Origin of the sequence: Aeromicrobium phragmitis (genome assembly GCF_003674095.1) — a bacterium.
In the GTDB taxonomy this organism is placed as follows: Bacteria; Actinomycetota; Actinomycetes; order Propionibacteriales; family Nocardioidaceae; genus Aeromicrobium; species Aeromicrobium phragmitis.
Genome location: NZ_RDBF01000003.1, coordinates 97,362 through 113,162, shown reverse-complemented (window position 1 = coordinate 113,162; position 15,801 = coordinate 97,362). Strand labels below are relative to the sequence as shown.

Here is a 15,801-nt window from a genome sequence, read left to right as displayed (position 1 = left end):
CTCGGGCTGGCGTCGACCTACGTCAACGAGGCTCATCAGCGCTTGGCGCGGAATCGCTGATACGAATCGTTTCGCCCGCTGGCTCAATGCCTCAAAGCGAATCGGAATCTGGCCACGCGGGCGCCAGCGCAGTCGGCGGCTGCGATCCGTCAACCGTGGAGGATGCCATAGGCGATCTGACCCTGGTCGCGAATTGGGTCTGGAACTAACGCCCATGCGGGATGGGTCTCGTCAAGCAGATCTTTCGCGAGACGGACCCGCTGCCGATCCTTTTTCGTTAGCTGATCTACCACGGCGAATGGGTCTTCAACAAGCGCGCACAGCAGCGCGAGATCACGGTAGTGGCGCTCTGCCGATGGGAGCGCTGTTGCTGCGGCCTTTCCGACGATGGCGGCCAACAACGTGGGTCGAGGCAAGGTTCCGTGACGGTCCTCGTGAACGATCGTCACACGTTCGGTGCGGTTCAAGGCCTGCGTTCCGCCCGGCACCTCGACCGTGCGCCCGGGCGGGCTCGTGACTAGGACGGCGCGAGCACCAACACCTTCTGGCGCGAGGACGTCGACGACGACCGGGCGCGGCTCGGCTGGGCGGACGTAGCGGTGGGCAAGCCCCTCGGTGCTCATCGACTCAAGGTCGAACCCCGAGCCCTCCAGCATTGTGACGACCCGCGCGAGCGCATCGGGGGCGGCACGGATATCTGCTATGACGTCGCCATCTTGGCTGACCTGGGGAGGCGTCTGCCCGTGCTCAAGGACGTGAAGGAGCACCATCTGGCCGCCGACAAGCGTCCATGGCACGTCCAGAAACTCGCCCAGGTCGAGCAGCACGTGCCAGAGTTGGTCGATGGGAGAAGCAAGCGGGGGAAGCTCAATCGTCACGCTCACTGCTGTTGCCCTCGGTGGGTGCCAGCGTCCGCCCCGGATGCGTGCTGATCGGCGACTCGTGACCCGCGTCGACCAGCTTGTTGAGCGCGGCGGGTCCGTTGCCACCGACTGAGCAGCTCGTTGAGCCGTTGTGTCCCGGCGACGACTGCCCGTGGTTCAGCAGACTCCAAGAGGTCCGCGGCTAGCACCGCGTCAGACACGGCATTCATGTTTCCGAAAGGCCATACGTCTTTCGGAATCCGGATGACGAGATTCGGGTTCGGACTCTTCCGAATTGCGAGGGTTCGAGCAACCTGCGGCCACACGGAGTCTTCGACATAGAACTCCGAAAGGCCGCCCCCGAAGGTGACGAGATCGAAACCGCGTTCTACTGCTACGGAGGCGCCAGCCCGACGAGCGCTGCCGACGTCGGCAAGTCGCTTCAACGCCGCGGGGTGCGCGAGCGTGCCAACGACATGGCTACGGCTACGAAGCAAGGAAAGCCACACCTCCGGGCCTGGCTCGTCTAGACGGTCGAGGTAACTTCGAACCTGTGACCTGGCGGAGCTCGACAGCCAGGTCGCGCCGCCGCCTGAGTCGAGAAGATCGAGCGCGGCCCACGCACGGCTTGCGGCTAGCGGCCGTCCCGCGCGGCGTCGGTTGGTTTCCAGGCGGGCAACGTCATCTGCGAGAACCACCCAGGTGTTGCCCACGCGCCGCCCGCGTAAGGAGTCGACCCGCAGCAGTTGTCGAATTCGAGATTCGCTAAGCCCAAGGCGACGCGCCGCTTCCTTGACTTCGATCTCCACGCTCCGCACCTCCTTTCGCAAATACTACCGCCAGCGGAACTATTGCCTAAAGTCGCTCGGACGGTGGCCGGAGTTCGCCTGCCCGAGGTGACTCAGTTGGGCTCCCGCGCCCTCACATCGGACACTAGCGGCGACTTGCGCCGGACCGTGATGTATCGGATGGGCTTGCCGGGAAGTGAACGACGAACCTCGCTCCCGCACTGATCCGACGCCTGATGAGCGGTATGGCTTGCATATTCCAGCTGCGGTAACCACACGGTCGCAGCCTGGGACCCGCGCGCATCGGTGGCCGCGAATCGAGACCACCTCACGCCGCCTGATCTCGCTCCATCGCGGCTACGCCCCTACTGCGATGGCTCCATGTCGGTCGCTGAGCGACCTCCTACTCGACCACCTACCGCGCGAACAGAGACCACGCGGTCTCGCTCCATCGCCCTCCGCAGAGCTTCGGGCTACTCGACCACCTGGCCAGGTGCGTCAGCGTTTGATGTTGACGAGTTCTTCGAGCACCTGATCGGACGTCGTGATGACGCGCGAGCTGGCCTGGAAGCCGCGCTGAGCGATGATGAGGTTGGTGAACTCGGCCGACAGGTCGACGTTCGACATCTCCAATGCGCCGGTCATCAGCACGCCACGTCCGTCCACGCCCGCCGTCCCCAACTCCGCCTCGCCGGAGTTCGCGGTGACCCGGTATGCGGAGTCGCCGGCCTTCTCCAGCCCCTGCGGATTGGCGAAGTCGGCGATCGCGATGCGCATCATGTCGCGCTGCACGTCGTCGGAGAAGACGCCGCGCACGGTGCCGTCGCTACCGATCGAGACCGACACCAGGGTGACACCCGCCGGCAGCGGCGGGTTGAGCGTCGCGGTGCCCTGGTTGACGTCCTGCAGTCCGCCGACCGGGTTGCCGGCCGCGTCCAGGGCGTACCCCTGCACCCGCATGCCGCTCGGCCCGACGAGGAAACCGGGCTCATCGAAGTAGAACGACCCCGAGCGCGTGTAGAGCATCTCGTTGTCGTTACGCACGACGAACATGCCGTCACCGGAGATCATCATGTCGGTGGGACGGCCGGTCGGCTGCGCGGCACCCTGGGTGAAATTGGTCGACGTGCCCGCGAGCTGGACACCGAGGCCGATCTGGATGGGGTTGGTGCCGCCGCGCGCCTGGTTCGCTCCCCCGGCGGCCGTGAGCATCTGACTCAAGGTGTCGGTGAAGACGGTGGAGCTGGACTTGAAGCCGGCGGTATTCGCGTTCGCGATGTTGTTGCCGGTGACGTCGATCGTGGTCTGGTTGGTGCGCAGGCCACTGATGCCGGCGAACAGAGAGCGGAGCATGCTCGTTCCTTTCGGTGGTGGCGCTCAGGCGCCGGTGGGTGTGGTGGTGTCGTTCGAGACGCTGATGAGGTCGTTGATGGAGACCTCGACGCCGTCGACGGTCAAGCGCGGACCGGTACTGCCGAAGGTGACCTGCTCGACGGTGCCGGAGACGGTCTCGCCGTCGGAGTCGGCGTAACTGACCTTCCGTCCCACGAGTGCGCTGGCCCCGAAAGCCAGCTGCGAGGCCAGCAGTTCACCCGTGTACGACGTGAGCTGCTGAATCGACTCGAGCGTCGAGAACTGGGCGGTCTGCGCGAGGAAATCCGCAGAGTCCGTGGGATTCAGCGGGTCCTGATAGCGCAGCTGAGCGACCAGGAGCTCCAAGAACATCTGCTTGTCGGTCGCCGGTTCCGGCGCCGCGGCGGTCGACGATGTCGCCGTCGCAGCGAACGCGGTGCTCTCGGGGATGGGGATGGACATCGCTTCCTCCTACAACCTCAGGTCGACGGCGCCGGGATCGGCGGATCGTTGCGGGCGCGGATCGCCGGCGTCGAGGCCGCCGTCGGCTCCGCCGCGTGGGCCGCCGGGTGCGGGGGCCTCGTCGTCATGGTGCTGGCCGCCCTCGCCGGACCCATCGCGCACATCGACGCCGACGTTCGCGAGCCCGGCGTCTTCGAGCATCCGCCGCAACTCGGGCGTGCCCGACTGCAGCAGCGCCTGGGCGTCGTCGAGGGCCGTGAGGCTGACGTGCACGGAGCCGTCACGGACGGTGACGGTGATCTGCACCGGCCCCAGCTCCTCGGGATGGAGACGGACGGTGAGCCGGTGGACGCCGTCGCCTCCGCTCGTCGCCAATCGGGCGATCGCCGGATGCACCTGCTCGATCGGAGCGGGCGGAACCGGCGAGGAGGTGCGGTTCGGTGCCGGGGCATCGACGCCGGCGGCAGGCGTGGGTGTCAGGAGCGCTGCGAGCGACGGTGGCGCACCTGGACCGGCGTCCCGCGATCCGATCGGCCGCAGGTCGGGCGGCAGCGCTTCGGCCGCCCGGGGATCGGGAACCGCCGCCTCGACGACGGTCTTCGCGTCGCCGCTCGGCGCCTCGACCTCGATGGCGGGTGAGACGGGTGCGGTCGCCTCGTGGCTGCTGAGCGCGATCGGCCCGGGCTCACCTCCGGCGGGTGACGGCGGGCCGAGATTCGGCGGCGCGTCGGCCACGACGGCCTCGAGCGATACGGTGCCGGCCTCGGTCGGCATCGCCGGGACCGCCGGCGACGAGAGCGCGGGAACGCCCTCGGCGACCGGGCTTTTCGGCGCGCCGACGGCTGGTGCCGTTTCGCCCTCCCCGACGACCGGCGGCGCGACGAGCGTCGCAGGGCCCTCTGCCGGTGGTGCCGCGGTCGATTCCGCGGCCCCTGGCATCGCTGCGGCATCGGTGGGATCGACACCGAGGACGGGGCCCTGAGCCGGGTCGGGGGACGCCTCGTCCGCGGCGGTGGCGGGCCGGTCACCGACGGGCGGCGCCGCGACGAGCCGGACCGCCGGCGGAGGCGCCGCCGGTGCGAGGACGGCGGCGAGCAACGCCGCGAATCCGTCACCCGCGGGCTCGGCCGCTCCCGCCTCGGTTCCCGGCATGGCGACGGACGTCGTCGATACCACCTTCATCGCAGCTCCCGCATGATCGTGGCGACGTAGTTCTGGGTCTCGCGATAGGGCGGCACGCCTCCGTATCGCTGCACCGCTCCGGGACCGGCGTTGTAGGCGGCGAGGGCGAGCTCGGTGGTGCCGAACTGACGCTGCAGGTCGCGCAGGAGCCGCGCAGCACCGTCGACGGCTTGGGCCGGGTCGAAGGGATCGCTCACCCCGAGGCCGCGAGCCGTGGCGGGCATGAGTTGCATGAGCCCCTGGGCCCCCGCGTGGCTCACCGCTCGCGGATCGAAGGCGGACTCGGCCCGGGCCACGGCCGCCAGCAGCCGAGGTTCGACGCCGTAGCGGTTTCCGGCCTCCTGGAAGAGCGCCGCGTAGGGCGTGGCGCCGTCCACCGACCTCGCGGACATCGGGTTGACGGCGGGAGCGTCGATGATGCGCCCGATCGCCGTCGGCGTCTCGTAGACCGGCCCGATGCGCACCGCGAGACCCGGCCGCGGTGCCTCGATCATCTGCCCGTTGCCCAGATAGATACCCACGTGCTTCATGGGGTGGCCGCCGAAGCCGAGGAGGTCACCCGGGCGCGCGTCCGCGAGACTCGCGACCGGCGTACCCGCGAGGACCTGATCGCCGGCGAGCCGGGGCAGGTCGATCCCCAGGTCGGCGAAGACCCGCTGGACGAGTCCTGAGCAGTCCAGGCCGGTGTCGGGGTCGGTACCACCCCACACGTACGGGACACCGAGGTACTGCTTGGCGGTCGCGACGACATCCTCCCCGGTCGGTCCGGTGGGCGGCGTCGGCGCCGGTGCCGTCGCGGTCACCGAGGCGGCCGCCAGCGCGTGCGCGAACTGCGTCCCGGAGGTGGCCGACGGACCCGACAGCGCGGCGAGGTCGCCGCGGATCTCGGCGATGCGTGCGGTGACGGCGGCAAGACTCATCGGCCCTCCTCCTGACCGCGGATCCAGCGCTGTGCCGCGAGATCATCGAGTTCGCGCTGCTCCTGGCGGCGAAGCGCCTCGCGCCGCCGTTCCGCTCGCCGGACGAGCAAGGCCTCGACCGTCTGCACCTGGCGACGAGCCGCGACGAGATGGTCGCGCGCGTGATCGACGGCCGTGCTCGCCCGGCTCTCATCGGCCCGCGCCTCCGCCACGCGCTCGCCGACGAGGGCGCCGAGCTGAAGCGCGGCGGCGAATCCCGCGCCGGAGTCGTCGGCAACGAGGCTTTGCGAAGCCTCGAAGCGTTCCCGACGTCGCCGCGCCTCGACCTGCTCCGTCAGCGCGCTGCGCACGCCCAACCGGCCGTCACGCTCGCGCACGTCGCGGACCCGCAGCACGGCCCGCAGTCCCCGATCGTCCCCGGTCACGAGTCGATCACCTCCCGCAGCCGGGCCCACGCCTCGTCGAGCGGGACGGTCTCCTCCACGTCCTGGCGCAGGTAGGCCTCGATCGACGGCATCCGGGCGATGGCGGCGTCGGCATCGGGATCGCTGCCGGTGACGTACGCGCCGATCTCCACGAGCTCGCGAACCCGGCGGTGCGCGGCCAGCCAGGACCGCAGGCGCGCGGCGTCGGCTCGTTGCTCCGGCGACGTGATGGCGGGCGCGACACGCGAGATCGACTCGAGGACGTCGATGCTCGGAAAATGGCCGGCGGTGGCGAGCTCGCGCGAGAGGACGATGTGGCCGTCGAGAATCGACCGCGCCGCGTCACCGATCGGGTCCTGCAGATCGTCGCCCTCGATGAGCACGGTGTAGAGGCCGGTGATCGTCCCTCGATCCGAGGCGCCTGCGCGCTCGAGCAGCCCGGGGAGCAGGCCGAACACGCTCGGTGGGTAGCCGCGGGTCGCGGGCGGTTCGCCGGCGGCGAGACCGATCTCTCGCTGGGCCATCGCCACTCGGGTGAGACTGTCGACCATGAGCACGACGTCGCGCCCCTCGTCGCGGAACGCCTCGGCGATCCGCGTGGCGACGAACGCGGCTCGACGACGCTCGGGTGCCGAGGCGTCAGAGGTGGCCGCGACCACCACCGAGCGGGCGAGCCCGTCCGGTCCCAGATCGCGCTCGATGAACTCGCGGACCTCGCGCCCGCGCTCGCCTACGAGCGCCAGGACGCACACGTCGGCGTCGGTCCCGCGAGCCATCATCGACAGCACGGTGGACTTGCCGACGCCGGAGCCGGCCATGATGCCGAGCCGTTGTCCCCGTCCGGCCGGGACCAGCGTGTCGATGGCGCGCACACCGAGCCCCATCTGCCGGTCGATGCGCTGACGTGACAGTGGTGCCGGTGCAGGGAGGTCGACGTCGACCCAGACGCAGTCGTCGAGCGGCGCGCCGCCGTCCACCGGTCGACCGAGCCCGTCGAGCACCCGCCCGAGGAGTGCTTCGCCGGTCGGTACCTGCAGAGATCTCCCGGTCGCCGCCACGAGCTGCCCGGGGCGAAGGCCGGTCGTCGCGCCGAGCGGGACGCACGTGACACCAGCGCGGTCGACCGCGACCACCTCGAGTGGCGTGCCCGGGCCCGCGTCCGGATCGACCCTGACCACGTCGCCGACCGCCGCGGACACCCCTCGTACCCGGACCGACAGCCCGAGGACCCGCTCGACCGTTCCCCGTCGCACGGGCCGGAGCGCGGCGAATGCTCGGTCGCCGAGCGGGGGCTGATCGAGGACCGACGTCATCCTCTCCACACCTCCCCGAGCCGATGCAGCGCCGCAGTGAGGCGCCCGTCGATCACCGAGCCGTCGGCCAGCTCGACGACGACGTCGTGAACGGCCAGCGTGGCGTCCTCGCGGACCGCCACTTCGGCGTGGCGCAGCTCGCGAACCGCCTCCGAGGCGGCGGTCGCCGGGTGCAGGCGCACGGCGACCGCGCCGTCAGGTGGCAGCAGTCGCATCGCGCGCCGCACGACGTCCTGCGGCGGAGCGACCGCCAGTTCGCGATCCAGCACGTGCTCGACCAGCTCGTACGCCAGGGAGACGGCGCGCTGCTCGACGTGCGCGCAGAGCTCGGTGACGCGTTCCGTCGCCTCCGCGAGTGCGGCGGTCAGGGTGGCCATCGCGGCTTCGTGCTCGGCGGCGCGGGCGCGTTCCCGCTCGTCCCACTCCTGCTGAGCCGCAGCCGCACGCCGACGCGCTGCCTCGCCTTCCTGCTGCAGCGCCTCGCGGCGACCCGCACTCCAGCCGTGCGCGTAACCCTGCGCGCGCGCCGCGGCCCGGGTGCGTTCGGCCAGCCCGCCGAGCAGGTTCTCGGTGACCAGATCGCCGAGGACGTTGTCGTCGCCCAACCGGGTCCAGGCGCCGGTGCGGAGCTGCTGCACGACGATCGGACGCGGTTCGGCGTCACTCGACGAAGTCATCGTCGCCTCCTCGCCGCACCACGATCTCGCCGGATTCCTCCAGGCGCCGGATCGACCGGATGATGGCCTGCTGGGCCTCCTCCACCTGCGTGAGCCGCACCGGACCGAGCAGCTCGACCTCCTCGGCGAGGTTCTCCGCCGCGCGGCTCGAGAGGTTGTCGAGGATCTTGCGGCGCACCGCCTCGCCCACGCCCTTGAGCGCCATCGCGAGGTCGGGCAGTGCGACCTGGCGCAGGACGAGCTGCATCGATCGATCATCGAGCAGAACGACGTCCTCGAACAGGAACATCCGGCTGCGCAACTCGTCGGCGAGACCGGCATCGATCGCCTCGAGACCGGCGACGATCTGCCGCTCGGTCGCGCGGTCGGAACGGTTGATGATGCTGACGAGCGGGTCGAGGCCCCCGACCTGCGAGACGTCGGCGGGCTGCAGCATCGAGGAGAGCCGCCGCTCCAGAGTCGCCTCCACGGCGTGCACGAGGTCGGGGAGGGCGCGCTCCATCGTCGCGATGCGGTGCGCGATCTCGGTCTGCTGCTCCGGCGCCAGACCCGACAGCAGCATCGAGGCCCGGTCCGGCGGCATGTGAGCGAGGATCAGCGCGATCGTCTGCGGGTGTTCGTCGGCGATGAAGGACCGCAGCTGGGCGGGTTCGGCGCGCTGGAGGAAGGCGAACGGTGCCGGCGTGTTGGTGGCCGTCAGGCGTTCGATCATCGCGGTGGCACGTTCGTTGCCCAGCGACTGGCGAAGGATGTCCTCGGCCACCGACAGCCCGCCTCGCGCCAGATGCGCTTGGGCGCGGGCGATGTCCGCGAACTCGCTGAGCACCTCGTTCACCTCGTCGCGGTCGAGGCTCTCCAGCCGTGCGATCTCGGCGGAGACCACCTCGACGTCGGCTTCGGGCAGGTGAGCGAGCACTTGGGCCGCCCGGTCCCGGCCGAGCTGAACGAGGAGCACCGCGGCCTTGCGCACCCCGAGGCTCGAGACGACGTTCATCGATCCACCAGCCATCCGCGGAGCAGCGCGGCCACCTCGTCGGGTTGCTTCTCCACGAGGTCGACGATCTCGTTGCGGGTCTGCTGCTCGCGATCGCGGTCTGCCTGTTCGAGCGCGGTCATCGCGACGGTCTGCTCCACCTCGGACTCCCGGGCGAGCTGGTCCTGGCGCAGCTGTTCGACGACGACCGATGTCGCGGCGATCCGCTCCTCGTGCATGCGGCGACGGCGACGCCAGATCAGCCACGCCACCAGTGCGACCGCGAGCGCGATGATCCCGTTGCGCACCCACCCGAGGATTTCCGCCCGGCGCTCCGCCGCCTCGGCCGCCTCCAACTCGCTGGCAGCCTGCTCCTCCAGGGTGCGGTCGAAGGGCATCGCGCTGACCTGGACGGTGTCGCCGCGCGCCTCGTCGATGCCGAGAGCGGCGGTGACGAGGTCGGTGATGCGGCCCTCGGCCCCGACGGCCGACGGTGCGCGCTGATCCATCACGACGCCGACGTGCAGCGAGGTCACTCCACCCGGGGCAGCGGTCCGCGTCTCGACGCTGCGGCCGACGGCGTTGTCCGCGGTCGTCGACTCCTTCTCATAGCGCGACATCTCCCCCGGCACCTGACCGGCTTCGTCCATCTGTCCGTCGGGCCCGACCACACCGGTCGCGCCGCCCTGGGCCTGCGGGTCCCCCTCGTAGGTCTCGGTCGTCGAGCTCTCCGACAGCGGCGGGATGTTCGGCTCGTCGAAGTACCGGATGGTCTCGGTGGTGGTGTCGTCGAAGTCCAGGTCCGCGGTCACCTGAACCGAGGAGTTTCCCGGCCCCAGAACACGGTCGAGCATCGCCTGGAGCTTGCTCGACATCTGCTGCTGGAACTGCTCGACCTGTTGGTGTCGGTCGCCTCCGCCACCGGCACCCGAGCCGGCGACGGAGAGCACCTGGCCGCTCGCGTCGGCGATCGTGACCTGCTCGGGTGTGAGACCGTCCACGCTCGACGCGACGAGGTTGACGACCGCCTGCACCTGCTCGCCGGAGAGGGTGGCACCGCTACGGGTCTTGATCAGGACCGAGGCGGTCGTCGGGTCCTGCTCCTCGGCGAATACCCGCTTCGGTGGGATGGCGAGGTGGACGACCGCGTTCTCGACGCCGTTGATGGCACCGATCGTGCGCGCCAGCTCACCCTCCATCGCCCGCTTGAAGTCGGTCTGCTCCTTGAACTGCGAGGTGGAGAGATCCTGCTCGTCCAGCAGTGAGTACCCCTTCGCACTGTCACCGCTGGGCAGGCCCTGCCCGCTGAGCGCGATCCGGGTCTCATAGACCTGGTTGCGGGGCACCAGGATGGTTCCCCCGGCGTCGGTCAGTCGGTACGGCACGCCGGACGCGTCGAGCTGCTCGATGACCTGCGCCGCGTCGGCCGACCCGAGTTCGCTGTACAGCGGCGCGTAATCGGGCGTGGCGATCCATCGCACCACCAGGACGGCACCGACGAGCAGCGCGGCGGCACCGACCGCCGCCGCCACCTTCTGCCCCGTCGTCCAGGCGCGCACGATCTCGCTCGTCCGCGTCCACTGGCGCTGCAGCTGCTGCTTCATCCGATCGGCATCCGCATGATCTCGGTGAACGCCTCGACGGCTCGGTTACGGACCGCCACGGTCAGCTGCGTCGTCACGGCGGCCTCCGAGGCCGCGATCGTGTAATCGTGCAGGTTCTGCAGATCACCGGTCGCCGCGTCCACGGCCAGGTCGGCGGCCGCGTCCTGGGTCTGCTCGAGGCGCTCGATGCCCTGCAGTACCAGGTCCCCGAACGACGCGCGGGCCGGCGCCTCGGTCGGAGTGGGCCACTGCCCGGCGCCGATCCCCTCGACGGGTCCGACGGTCATGCTCCACGTCCGATCTGCAGCGCACTCGTGTACATGTCCTGCGCGTTCTTGGTCACCTGGGCGGACGCCTGGTAACCGCGCTGCGCCATGATCAGCTGCGCCATCTGGCTCGCCATGTCGACCTCGGGATGCCGCACGTAGCCCTCGGCGTCGGCGAGCGGGTGCTGAGGATCGTGCACGACGCGGCCGGTCGGGTCGCCGAGCGCGACGCCGCCGACCTCCACTCCGCCACCGGCTTGCGAGCGGGCGATGACGTACTGCGCGCGGAAGGCCTCCTGGTCGGTCGAGCGCACGGTGTTGACGTTCGCGATGTTGTGGGCGACCGCGTCCACCCACGCCTGGTGCATGCCCAGGCCCGAACCGGCGATACGCAGCAGATCGAAGGCCGACATCTCAGGCTCCCGTCGCGACGGTCCGCAGGAGCGCCTCACGGTCGCTCACCGCACGCGTCATCATCTGGTACTGAAACAGCGACTGCATCGCGGCCATGGTCTCCTTGCGCAGATCGACGTTGTTGCCGTTCGCCCCGACTGGTGTCCGCGTCGCCTCCACCGCCGGGGTGATCGGATCGCTCATGACACTGCCGTCCCGTACGGCGGTACGTAAGGAATCCTCGAAGACGACGCTGCTCGCCCGGTAATGGGGCGTGTCGACGTTGGCGATGTTGTCGGCGACGACCCGTTGGCGCAGCGCGAGCCCGTCGAGGGCGGCGTGCAGGGTCGAGGACACCGGGTCCGGAACGGCGAACGGCATGCTGTCTCCCACGCATGAGTCGAGGACATCGCCGTTCCATCGGCCAGTCGAGCGATCCGTGCTCACAGGCTCAGTCGGCAGGCGGGCGGCCGACCTGAGCGGTTCGATCGAGGTTCTCGCTCAGGCCGAGTGGTCGACGTAGAACGAGGGACGGTCGCCCTCCGCGCGTGGCGCGAGCCGCTCCACGTACTCACGTTGCTGGCGGGTGGCGGTCACGTGCTCGACCATGTCCTGGACGGCGCGCAACTGACGTGCGTGCAGCAGCCGCGCACGTTCGACCATGTCCTCGGGGATCGGGCCGGCGACGTCGCCAGGGACCCACGGGGTCAGCGGCCGCCCCGGCTCCCCCGGCGTCGCGAGGATCTGCTCCGCCTGGGCGACGTCCAGCTCGAGACGGTCGAGGGCGGCTTTCCACGCCGCGCGCCAGGCGCGTTCGCTCATGACGCCATCGACTGTCCGGCCGTGCGCCAGGTCTCCGCGAGCGCGACGCACAGGTCGAGGCAACCGGAGGTGAGTTGCCGATCCCCGGTCGTGTTGGCGCGGATGAGTTCCGCGAGCAGGAAGTCGTAGAGGCTCGCGAGCTGCGGCGCGCCCTCCCAGGCGTCGACGTCGAGCGTGACGCGCAGTTCCGCGACGATGTCCTGGGCGTGGAGCAGGTGCTCGTGCCCGCCCGCCCGATCGTCGCGTTCGTGAGCGGCGAGTGCGCGGCGGACGTCGAGAACGAGGCGGTCGAGCAGCATCAGGAGCAGTTGCTGCGGACTGGCGGTCTGGACCGTGGCGCTGAGGTACGCGGCACGCGGATCGGCTGAGGTTGAGAGGTTCATCGGGCGATCACCTGCTGCTCGAGGATGCGTTGAGCGACGAGAGTTGTCCGGCCAGCCAGTCCGCTTGCCCCTGCATGGTCGCGAGTGAGGTCTCCAAGGCCGTGAATTGGCGCGACAGCGTGTTGCGGCGCATCTCCAGGCGCAGGTCCCACGCGTCGATGCTCTCTTGGAGCCGGGTCACCGTCGAACTGCGTCCGGCGATAGCGACCGACACGAGCCCCGTCCCGGATTCACTGGCCGCGGTGGCGGTCTCCTGGATGCGACCGGCGAAGCCAGCGGCACCCGCGCCGAGAGCGCTCCGGGTCCCGGCAGGATCGGAGCCGAGTGCGGCGGAGAACTTCTCCGCATCGAAGGTCAGCGTCCCGTTGCGGGTGGTCTGGATACCGACGTCGGCAAGGGAGCCACTGCCCGGAAAGACCGCCTCGAGCAGATCATTGCGGACAGTGCGCAACTGACTGTCGCCAGCCAAGGGCCCTGGTGCTCCGGGGGTCGAGGCGGTGAGACGGTCGATCTCGGCCAGGACCTCGTTCACCGCCGCGACGAACTCCTTCGCCGCGGCCACGGGTTTCGCTTCGTCGGCCTTGACCTCCACGGACACCGACTCTCCGACGGCAGCTGCACCGATGGTGAAGCTCAGTCCGGAGACCACATCGGCGAAGGTGTTGCTCGAGGACGTGACCCGATCGCCGTCGACGACGATCACGGCATCGCGGCCCGCCGCTGCCGTCCCCCCGCCGAGGATCGGCGACCCGTCCTCGGCGGTGAGCGTGAACGCGGACTCCGCGCCGGTCGCGACGCTCGTGACCGAAAGCCGCAGAGTTCCGTCGTCGAGCTTGACCGTCGAGGCGCGCACGCCGGTTCCGGAGCCGTTGAGCGCATTGACGACGGCCGCGAGCGTTCCGTTGGCGGCGTCGATCGTGCGCGTCTCCCCGTCGACGGTGAGGCGCAGTGACGAACCGGCGGGAACGACCTGGTCGGTCGGTAACGCTGCATCGTACGTGATCCGGTGCGCCGTGGCGGTGCTCTCGACGTCGATCGTGTAGTGGCCCGGCACTCCGCCGGACAGGGTCGCCACGGATACGCCCTGGTGTGAGCTCGTGGCGGCGAGCGAGTTCCAGGTGTCGGCGCCCCCGAACTCCTTGGCCTTCGTCACCAGCGCGGCCAGGCGGGTGTTGAGTCCTTGGAGCACCTTGACGCGGTTCTCCTCGGTCGCCAGCTTCGTCTTGAGCCGATCCTGAGGGACGGCTTCCAACGCCATCAGCTGGTCGACGATGGCGCGGGAGTCGAAACCGGACAAGCCACTGATGCTCGCAGTGCCAGTTGCCATGGGAACCTCCTCGGCGACGGTCTCGGCGCCGTCGGTGCCGTCAGGGGATGCCGGTGGGGCGGCGCTCAGCCCCGCCCCACCGGCTCAGCGGTGATCAGCGCAGGAGCTGGAGCACCGACTGCGGGGCCTGGTTGGCCTGGGCGAGCATCGCGGTACCGGCCTGCGAGAGGATCTGAGCCCGCGTGAAGCTCATCATCTCCGAGGCCATGTCGGTATCGCGGATGCGGCTCTCCGAGGCCGACAGGTTCTCCACGGCCACGTTGAGGTTGTTGATGGTGTGCTCGAAGCGGTTCTGCAGCGCACCGAGGTTCGCTCGGGCCGTCGAAACCGCTCCGATCTGCGTGTCGATGAGCCCGATGGCCGTCTGCGCCGTGTCCGCATCGGTGAAGTCGACCGCCGCGAGGGCCGTCGCGACGTCGGCGATGTTGGCCGTCGTCAGATCGACCTGGATCCGGCTGGACGCATCGCCGTCGGCACCGACCTGGAAGTTCAGCGTCCCGGCCGAGCCGTCCAACAGCTGGGTGCCGTTGAAGTTGGTCGACTCCGCGATGCGGGTCAACTCGGACGTGAGCTGGGTGACCTCCTCGGTGATGTTGCTCCGCGCATCGGCGTTGTTGCTGTCGTTGCCCGCCTGCACCGCGAGATCACGCATGCGCTGCAAGATGGCGTGGACTTCGGTCAGCGCGCCCTCGGTCGTCTGCACGACCGAGATGCCGTCCTGGGCGTTGCGCACGGCGACCTTCAGACCGCCGACCTGCGAACGCAGGCCCTCGGAGATCGCCAGGCCGGCAGCGTCGTCCGCCGCCCGGTTGATCCGGAAACCGCTGGACAGCTTCTCCAGCGACTTGGACATCTGTCCCTGCGTGACAGACAGATTGCGGTACGCATTGAACGCGTCGATGTTCTGATTGATCCGCAGACTCATGGTGGATTCCCTTCCGTTCTCGAGTCCTGAGCAACCCCGTCCGTGGGGTTGCTCGGAGTTCCGATCGGCAGGGTCTCCCCACACCTGAGCTCTTCACCCAACCCGATCGACCCGGAGAACGCGCTGAGTGTGACGTTTCGCAGCCGAATCGCCCGATTTCAGCTGCGAAACGTCACACTCAGCGGGTTCGTCAGGCGGTGGCCGGGCTTCCGAGCGCGCTGGCGGCGGCGTCGCGGCGGTTCATGACCGCGCTGACGTACGCCTCCACCCGCCGGGCCGCACGGCCGGGGGCCGCTGCGGCCTTGGCCGCGTCCGCAGCCTCGGCGGCCAGCGCCCGTTGCATCGCGGCCCGGATGAGCGTCAGCGCCTCGGCACGGATCTGCGAGATGCGCGACTCGGTGACGCCCAGCTCGGCCGCGAGCTCGGCCATCGGCAGTTCCTGGAGGAAGTACCCCTCCACGACACGGCGCAACCGCTCGGGAAGTTCCGCGATCGCGTGAACGAGGTAGTCCAGTTGCTCGCGATGCTCCACCATCTGCTCGGGCGTCGGCCCGTGCGCCGGCAGGAGGTCGGCGATGACGCTTCCCGCCGGGCTCGACAGGGCGATGATCTCGGCTCGGGCGACGTCCTGGTCGTTGGCCAGGACCTCGTCGACCGGAACCCCCATGGCCGTGGCGATCTCGGCGTGCGCGGGGACGCGGCCCAGCGCGCCCGCCAGCTCGGCCCGGGTCCGCTCCACCTCACGGGCGCGGCGACGCACCGACCTGGACGCCCAGTCCACCGCCCGCAGCTCGTCGATGACGGCTCCCCGGATGCGCCGGACCGCGTACTTCGCGAACGGCACCCCGAGCGAGTCGTCGAACGACCGTGCTGCTTGGACCAGGGCGGCGAGTCCTGCCGCCGTGAGATCGTCCCGGCTGACGTGAGCCGGCACTCGGCTCATCATCTCCCGGACCACGTGCCCCACCAGGGGCATGTGATCGACGATCTCGTCGTCATCCGCTGACCGAGCGGTGTTCCCCATGCGCCGCCTCCTCAGGCTCGTCACCACGTGACATGGGGCGGGAGAGCACATCGACGATCGCGCCGGGGGCGCGCGGTCGGCGTGTTCTCTCGCCAGAGTTG

General features: G+C 69.9%; 18 protein-coding genes. All 18 read right to left on the bottom strand.

Annotated features, from left to right (window positions below):
- Window positions 1–149: 149 nt before the first annotated feature.
- Entirely contained in the window at window positions 150–884 is a 735-nt protein-coding gene (locus D9V41_RS05195) for a hypothetical protein (protein ID WP_121793481.1), read from the bottom strand.
- A gap of 1,265 nt (window positions 885–2,149) precedes the next feature.
- The gene (locus D9V41_RS05190; RefSeq protein WP_121793480.1) at window positions 2,150–3,004 is read right to left on the bottom strand and encodes a flagellar hook-basal body complex protein; all 855 of its coding nucleotides are present in this window, start codon (window positions 3,002–3,004) and stop codon (window positions 2,150–2,152) included.
- Between the two features lie 24 nt (window positions 3,005–3,028).
- Window positions 3,029–3,466: a flagellar hook assembly protein FlgD gene (locus tag D9V41_RS05185; protein WP_121793479.1), complete on the bottom strand. Its 438-nt coding sequence runs from the start codon at window positions 3,464–3,466 to the stop codon at window positions 3,029–3,031.
- A 9-nt stretch (window positions 3,467–3,475) separates the two neighbouring features.
- Entirely contained in the window at window positions 3,476–4,648 is a 1,173-nt protein-coding gene (locus D9V41_RS05180; protein ID WP_121793478.1) for a flagellar hook-length control protein FliK, read from the bottom strand.
- Window positions 4,645–5,568 (bottom strand): transglycosylase SLT domain-containing protein, encoded by a 924-nt coding sequence (locus D9V41_RS05175; protein ID WP_121793477.1) that lies wholly within the window; start codon window positions 5,566–5,568, stop codon window positions 4,645–4,647. Before D9V41_RS05175 ends, D9V41_RS05180 begins: the two co-directional genes overlap by 4 nt.
- Complete coding sequence (locus D9V41_RS05170) at window positions 5,565–5,993, bottom strand: flagellar FliJ family protein (protein ID WP_166375928.1); 429 nt, start codon at window positions 5,991–5,993, stop codon at window positions 5,565–5,567. The genes D9V41_RS05175 and D9V41_RS05170 overlap by 4 nt, the downstream gene beginning before the upstream one ends.
- The gene (locus tag D9V41_RS05165) at window positions 5,990–7,306 is read right to left on the bottom strand and encodes a FliI/YscN family ATPase (protein WP_121793476.1); all 1,317 of its coding nucleotides are present in this window, start codon (window positions 7,304–7,306) and stop codon (window positions 5,990–5,992) included. Before D9V41_RS05165 ends, D9V41_RS05170 begins: the two co-directional genes overlap by 4 nt.
- Window positions 7,303–7,983, bottom strand: coding sequence for a FliH/SctL family protein (locus D9V41_RS05160; protein WP_121793475.1), 681 nt, complete (start codon window positions 7,981–7,983; stop codon window positions 7,303–7,305). The genes D9V41_RS05165 and D9V41_RS05160 overlap by 4 nt, the downstream gene beginning before the upstream one ends.
- Window positions 7,967–8,977: a flagellar motor switch protein FliG gene (gene fliG, locus D9V41_RS05155; protein ID WP_166375927.1), complete on the bottom strand. Its 1,011-nt coding sequence runs from the start codon at window positions 8,975–8,977 to the stop codon at window positions 7,967–7,969. Before fliG ends, D9V41_RS05160 begins: the two co-directional genes overlap by 17 nt.
- Window positions 8,974–10,560, bottom strand: coding sequence for a flagellar basal-body MS-ring/collar protein FliF (fliF, locus tag D9V41_RS05150; protein ID WP_121793473.1), 1,587 nt, complete (start codon window positions 10,558–10,560; stop codon window positions 8,974–8,976). Before fliF ends, fliG begins: the two co-directional genes overlap by 4 nt.
- Complete coding sequence (gene fliE, locus D9V41_RS05145) at window positions 10,557–10,847, bottom strand: flagellar hook-basal body complex protein FliE (protein ID WP_121793472.1); 291 nt, start codon at window positions 10,845–10,847, stop codon at window positions 10,557–10,559. The genes fliF and fliE overlap by 4 nt, the downstream gene beginning before the upstream one ends.
- On the bottom strand, window positions 10,844–11,239 hold the full coding sequence (locus tag D9V41_RS05140; RefSeq protein WP_121793471.1) for a flagellar basal body rod protein FlgC: 396 nt from the start codon (window positions 11,237–11,239) through the stop codon (window positions 10,844–10,846). The genes fliE and D9V41_RS05140 overlap by 4 nt, the downstream gene beginning before the upstream one ends.
- 1 nt (window position 11,240) lies before the next feature.
- Complete coding sequence (flgB, locus tag D9V41_RS05135; RefSeq protein WP_121793470.1) at window positions 11,241–11,600, bottom strand: flagellar basal body rod protein FlgB; 360 nt, start codon at window positions 11,598–11,600, stop codon at window positions 11,241–11,243.
- A gap of 120 nt (window positions 11,601–11,720) precedes the next feature.
- The gene (locus D9V41_RS05130) at window positions 11,721–12,041 is read right to left on the bottom strand and encodes a hypothetical protein (protein ID WP_121793469.1); all 321 of its coding nucleotides are present in this window, start codon (window positions 12,039–12,041) and stop codon (window positions 11,721–11,723) included.
- A complete protein-coding gene (gene fliS, locus D9V41_RS05125; protein ID WP_121793468.1) occupies window positions 12,038–12,424 on the bottom strand; it encodes a flagellar export chaperone FliS in 387 nt (128 codons plus the stop codon). Before fliS ends, D9V41_RS05130 begins: the two co-directional genes overlap by 4 nt.
- A gap of 7 nt (window positions 12,425–12,431) precedes the next feature.
- Window positions 12,432–13,751 carry a flagellar filament capping protein FliD gene (gene fliD / locus D9V41_RS05120; RefSeq protein WP_121793467.1) on the bottom strand — a complete coding sequence of 440 codons (1,320 nt, stop codon included), beginning with the start codon at window positions 13,749–13,751 and terminating at the stop codon, window positions 12,432–12,434.
- A gap of 94 nt (window positions 13,752–13,845) precedes the next feature.
- Window positions 13,846–14,676, bottom strand: coding sequence for a flagellin N-terminal helical domain-containing protein (locus tag D9V41_RS05115; RefSeq protein ID WP_121793466.1), 831 nt, complete (start codon window positions 14,674–14,676; stop codon window positions 13,846–13,848).
- Window positions 14,677–14,866: 190 nt separating this feature from the next.
- Window positions 14,867–15,700: a sigma-70 family RNA polymerase sigma factor gene (locus D9V41_RS05110; protein WP_166375926.1), complete on the bottom strand. Its 834-nt coding sequence runs from the start codon at window positions 15,698–15,700 to the stop codon at window positions 14,867–14,869.
- Window positions 15,701–15,801: the final 101 nt, after the last annotated feature.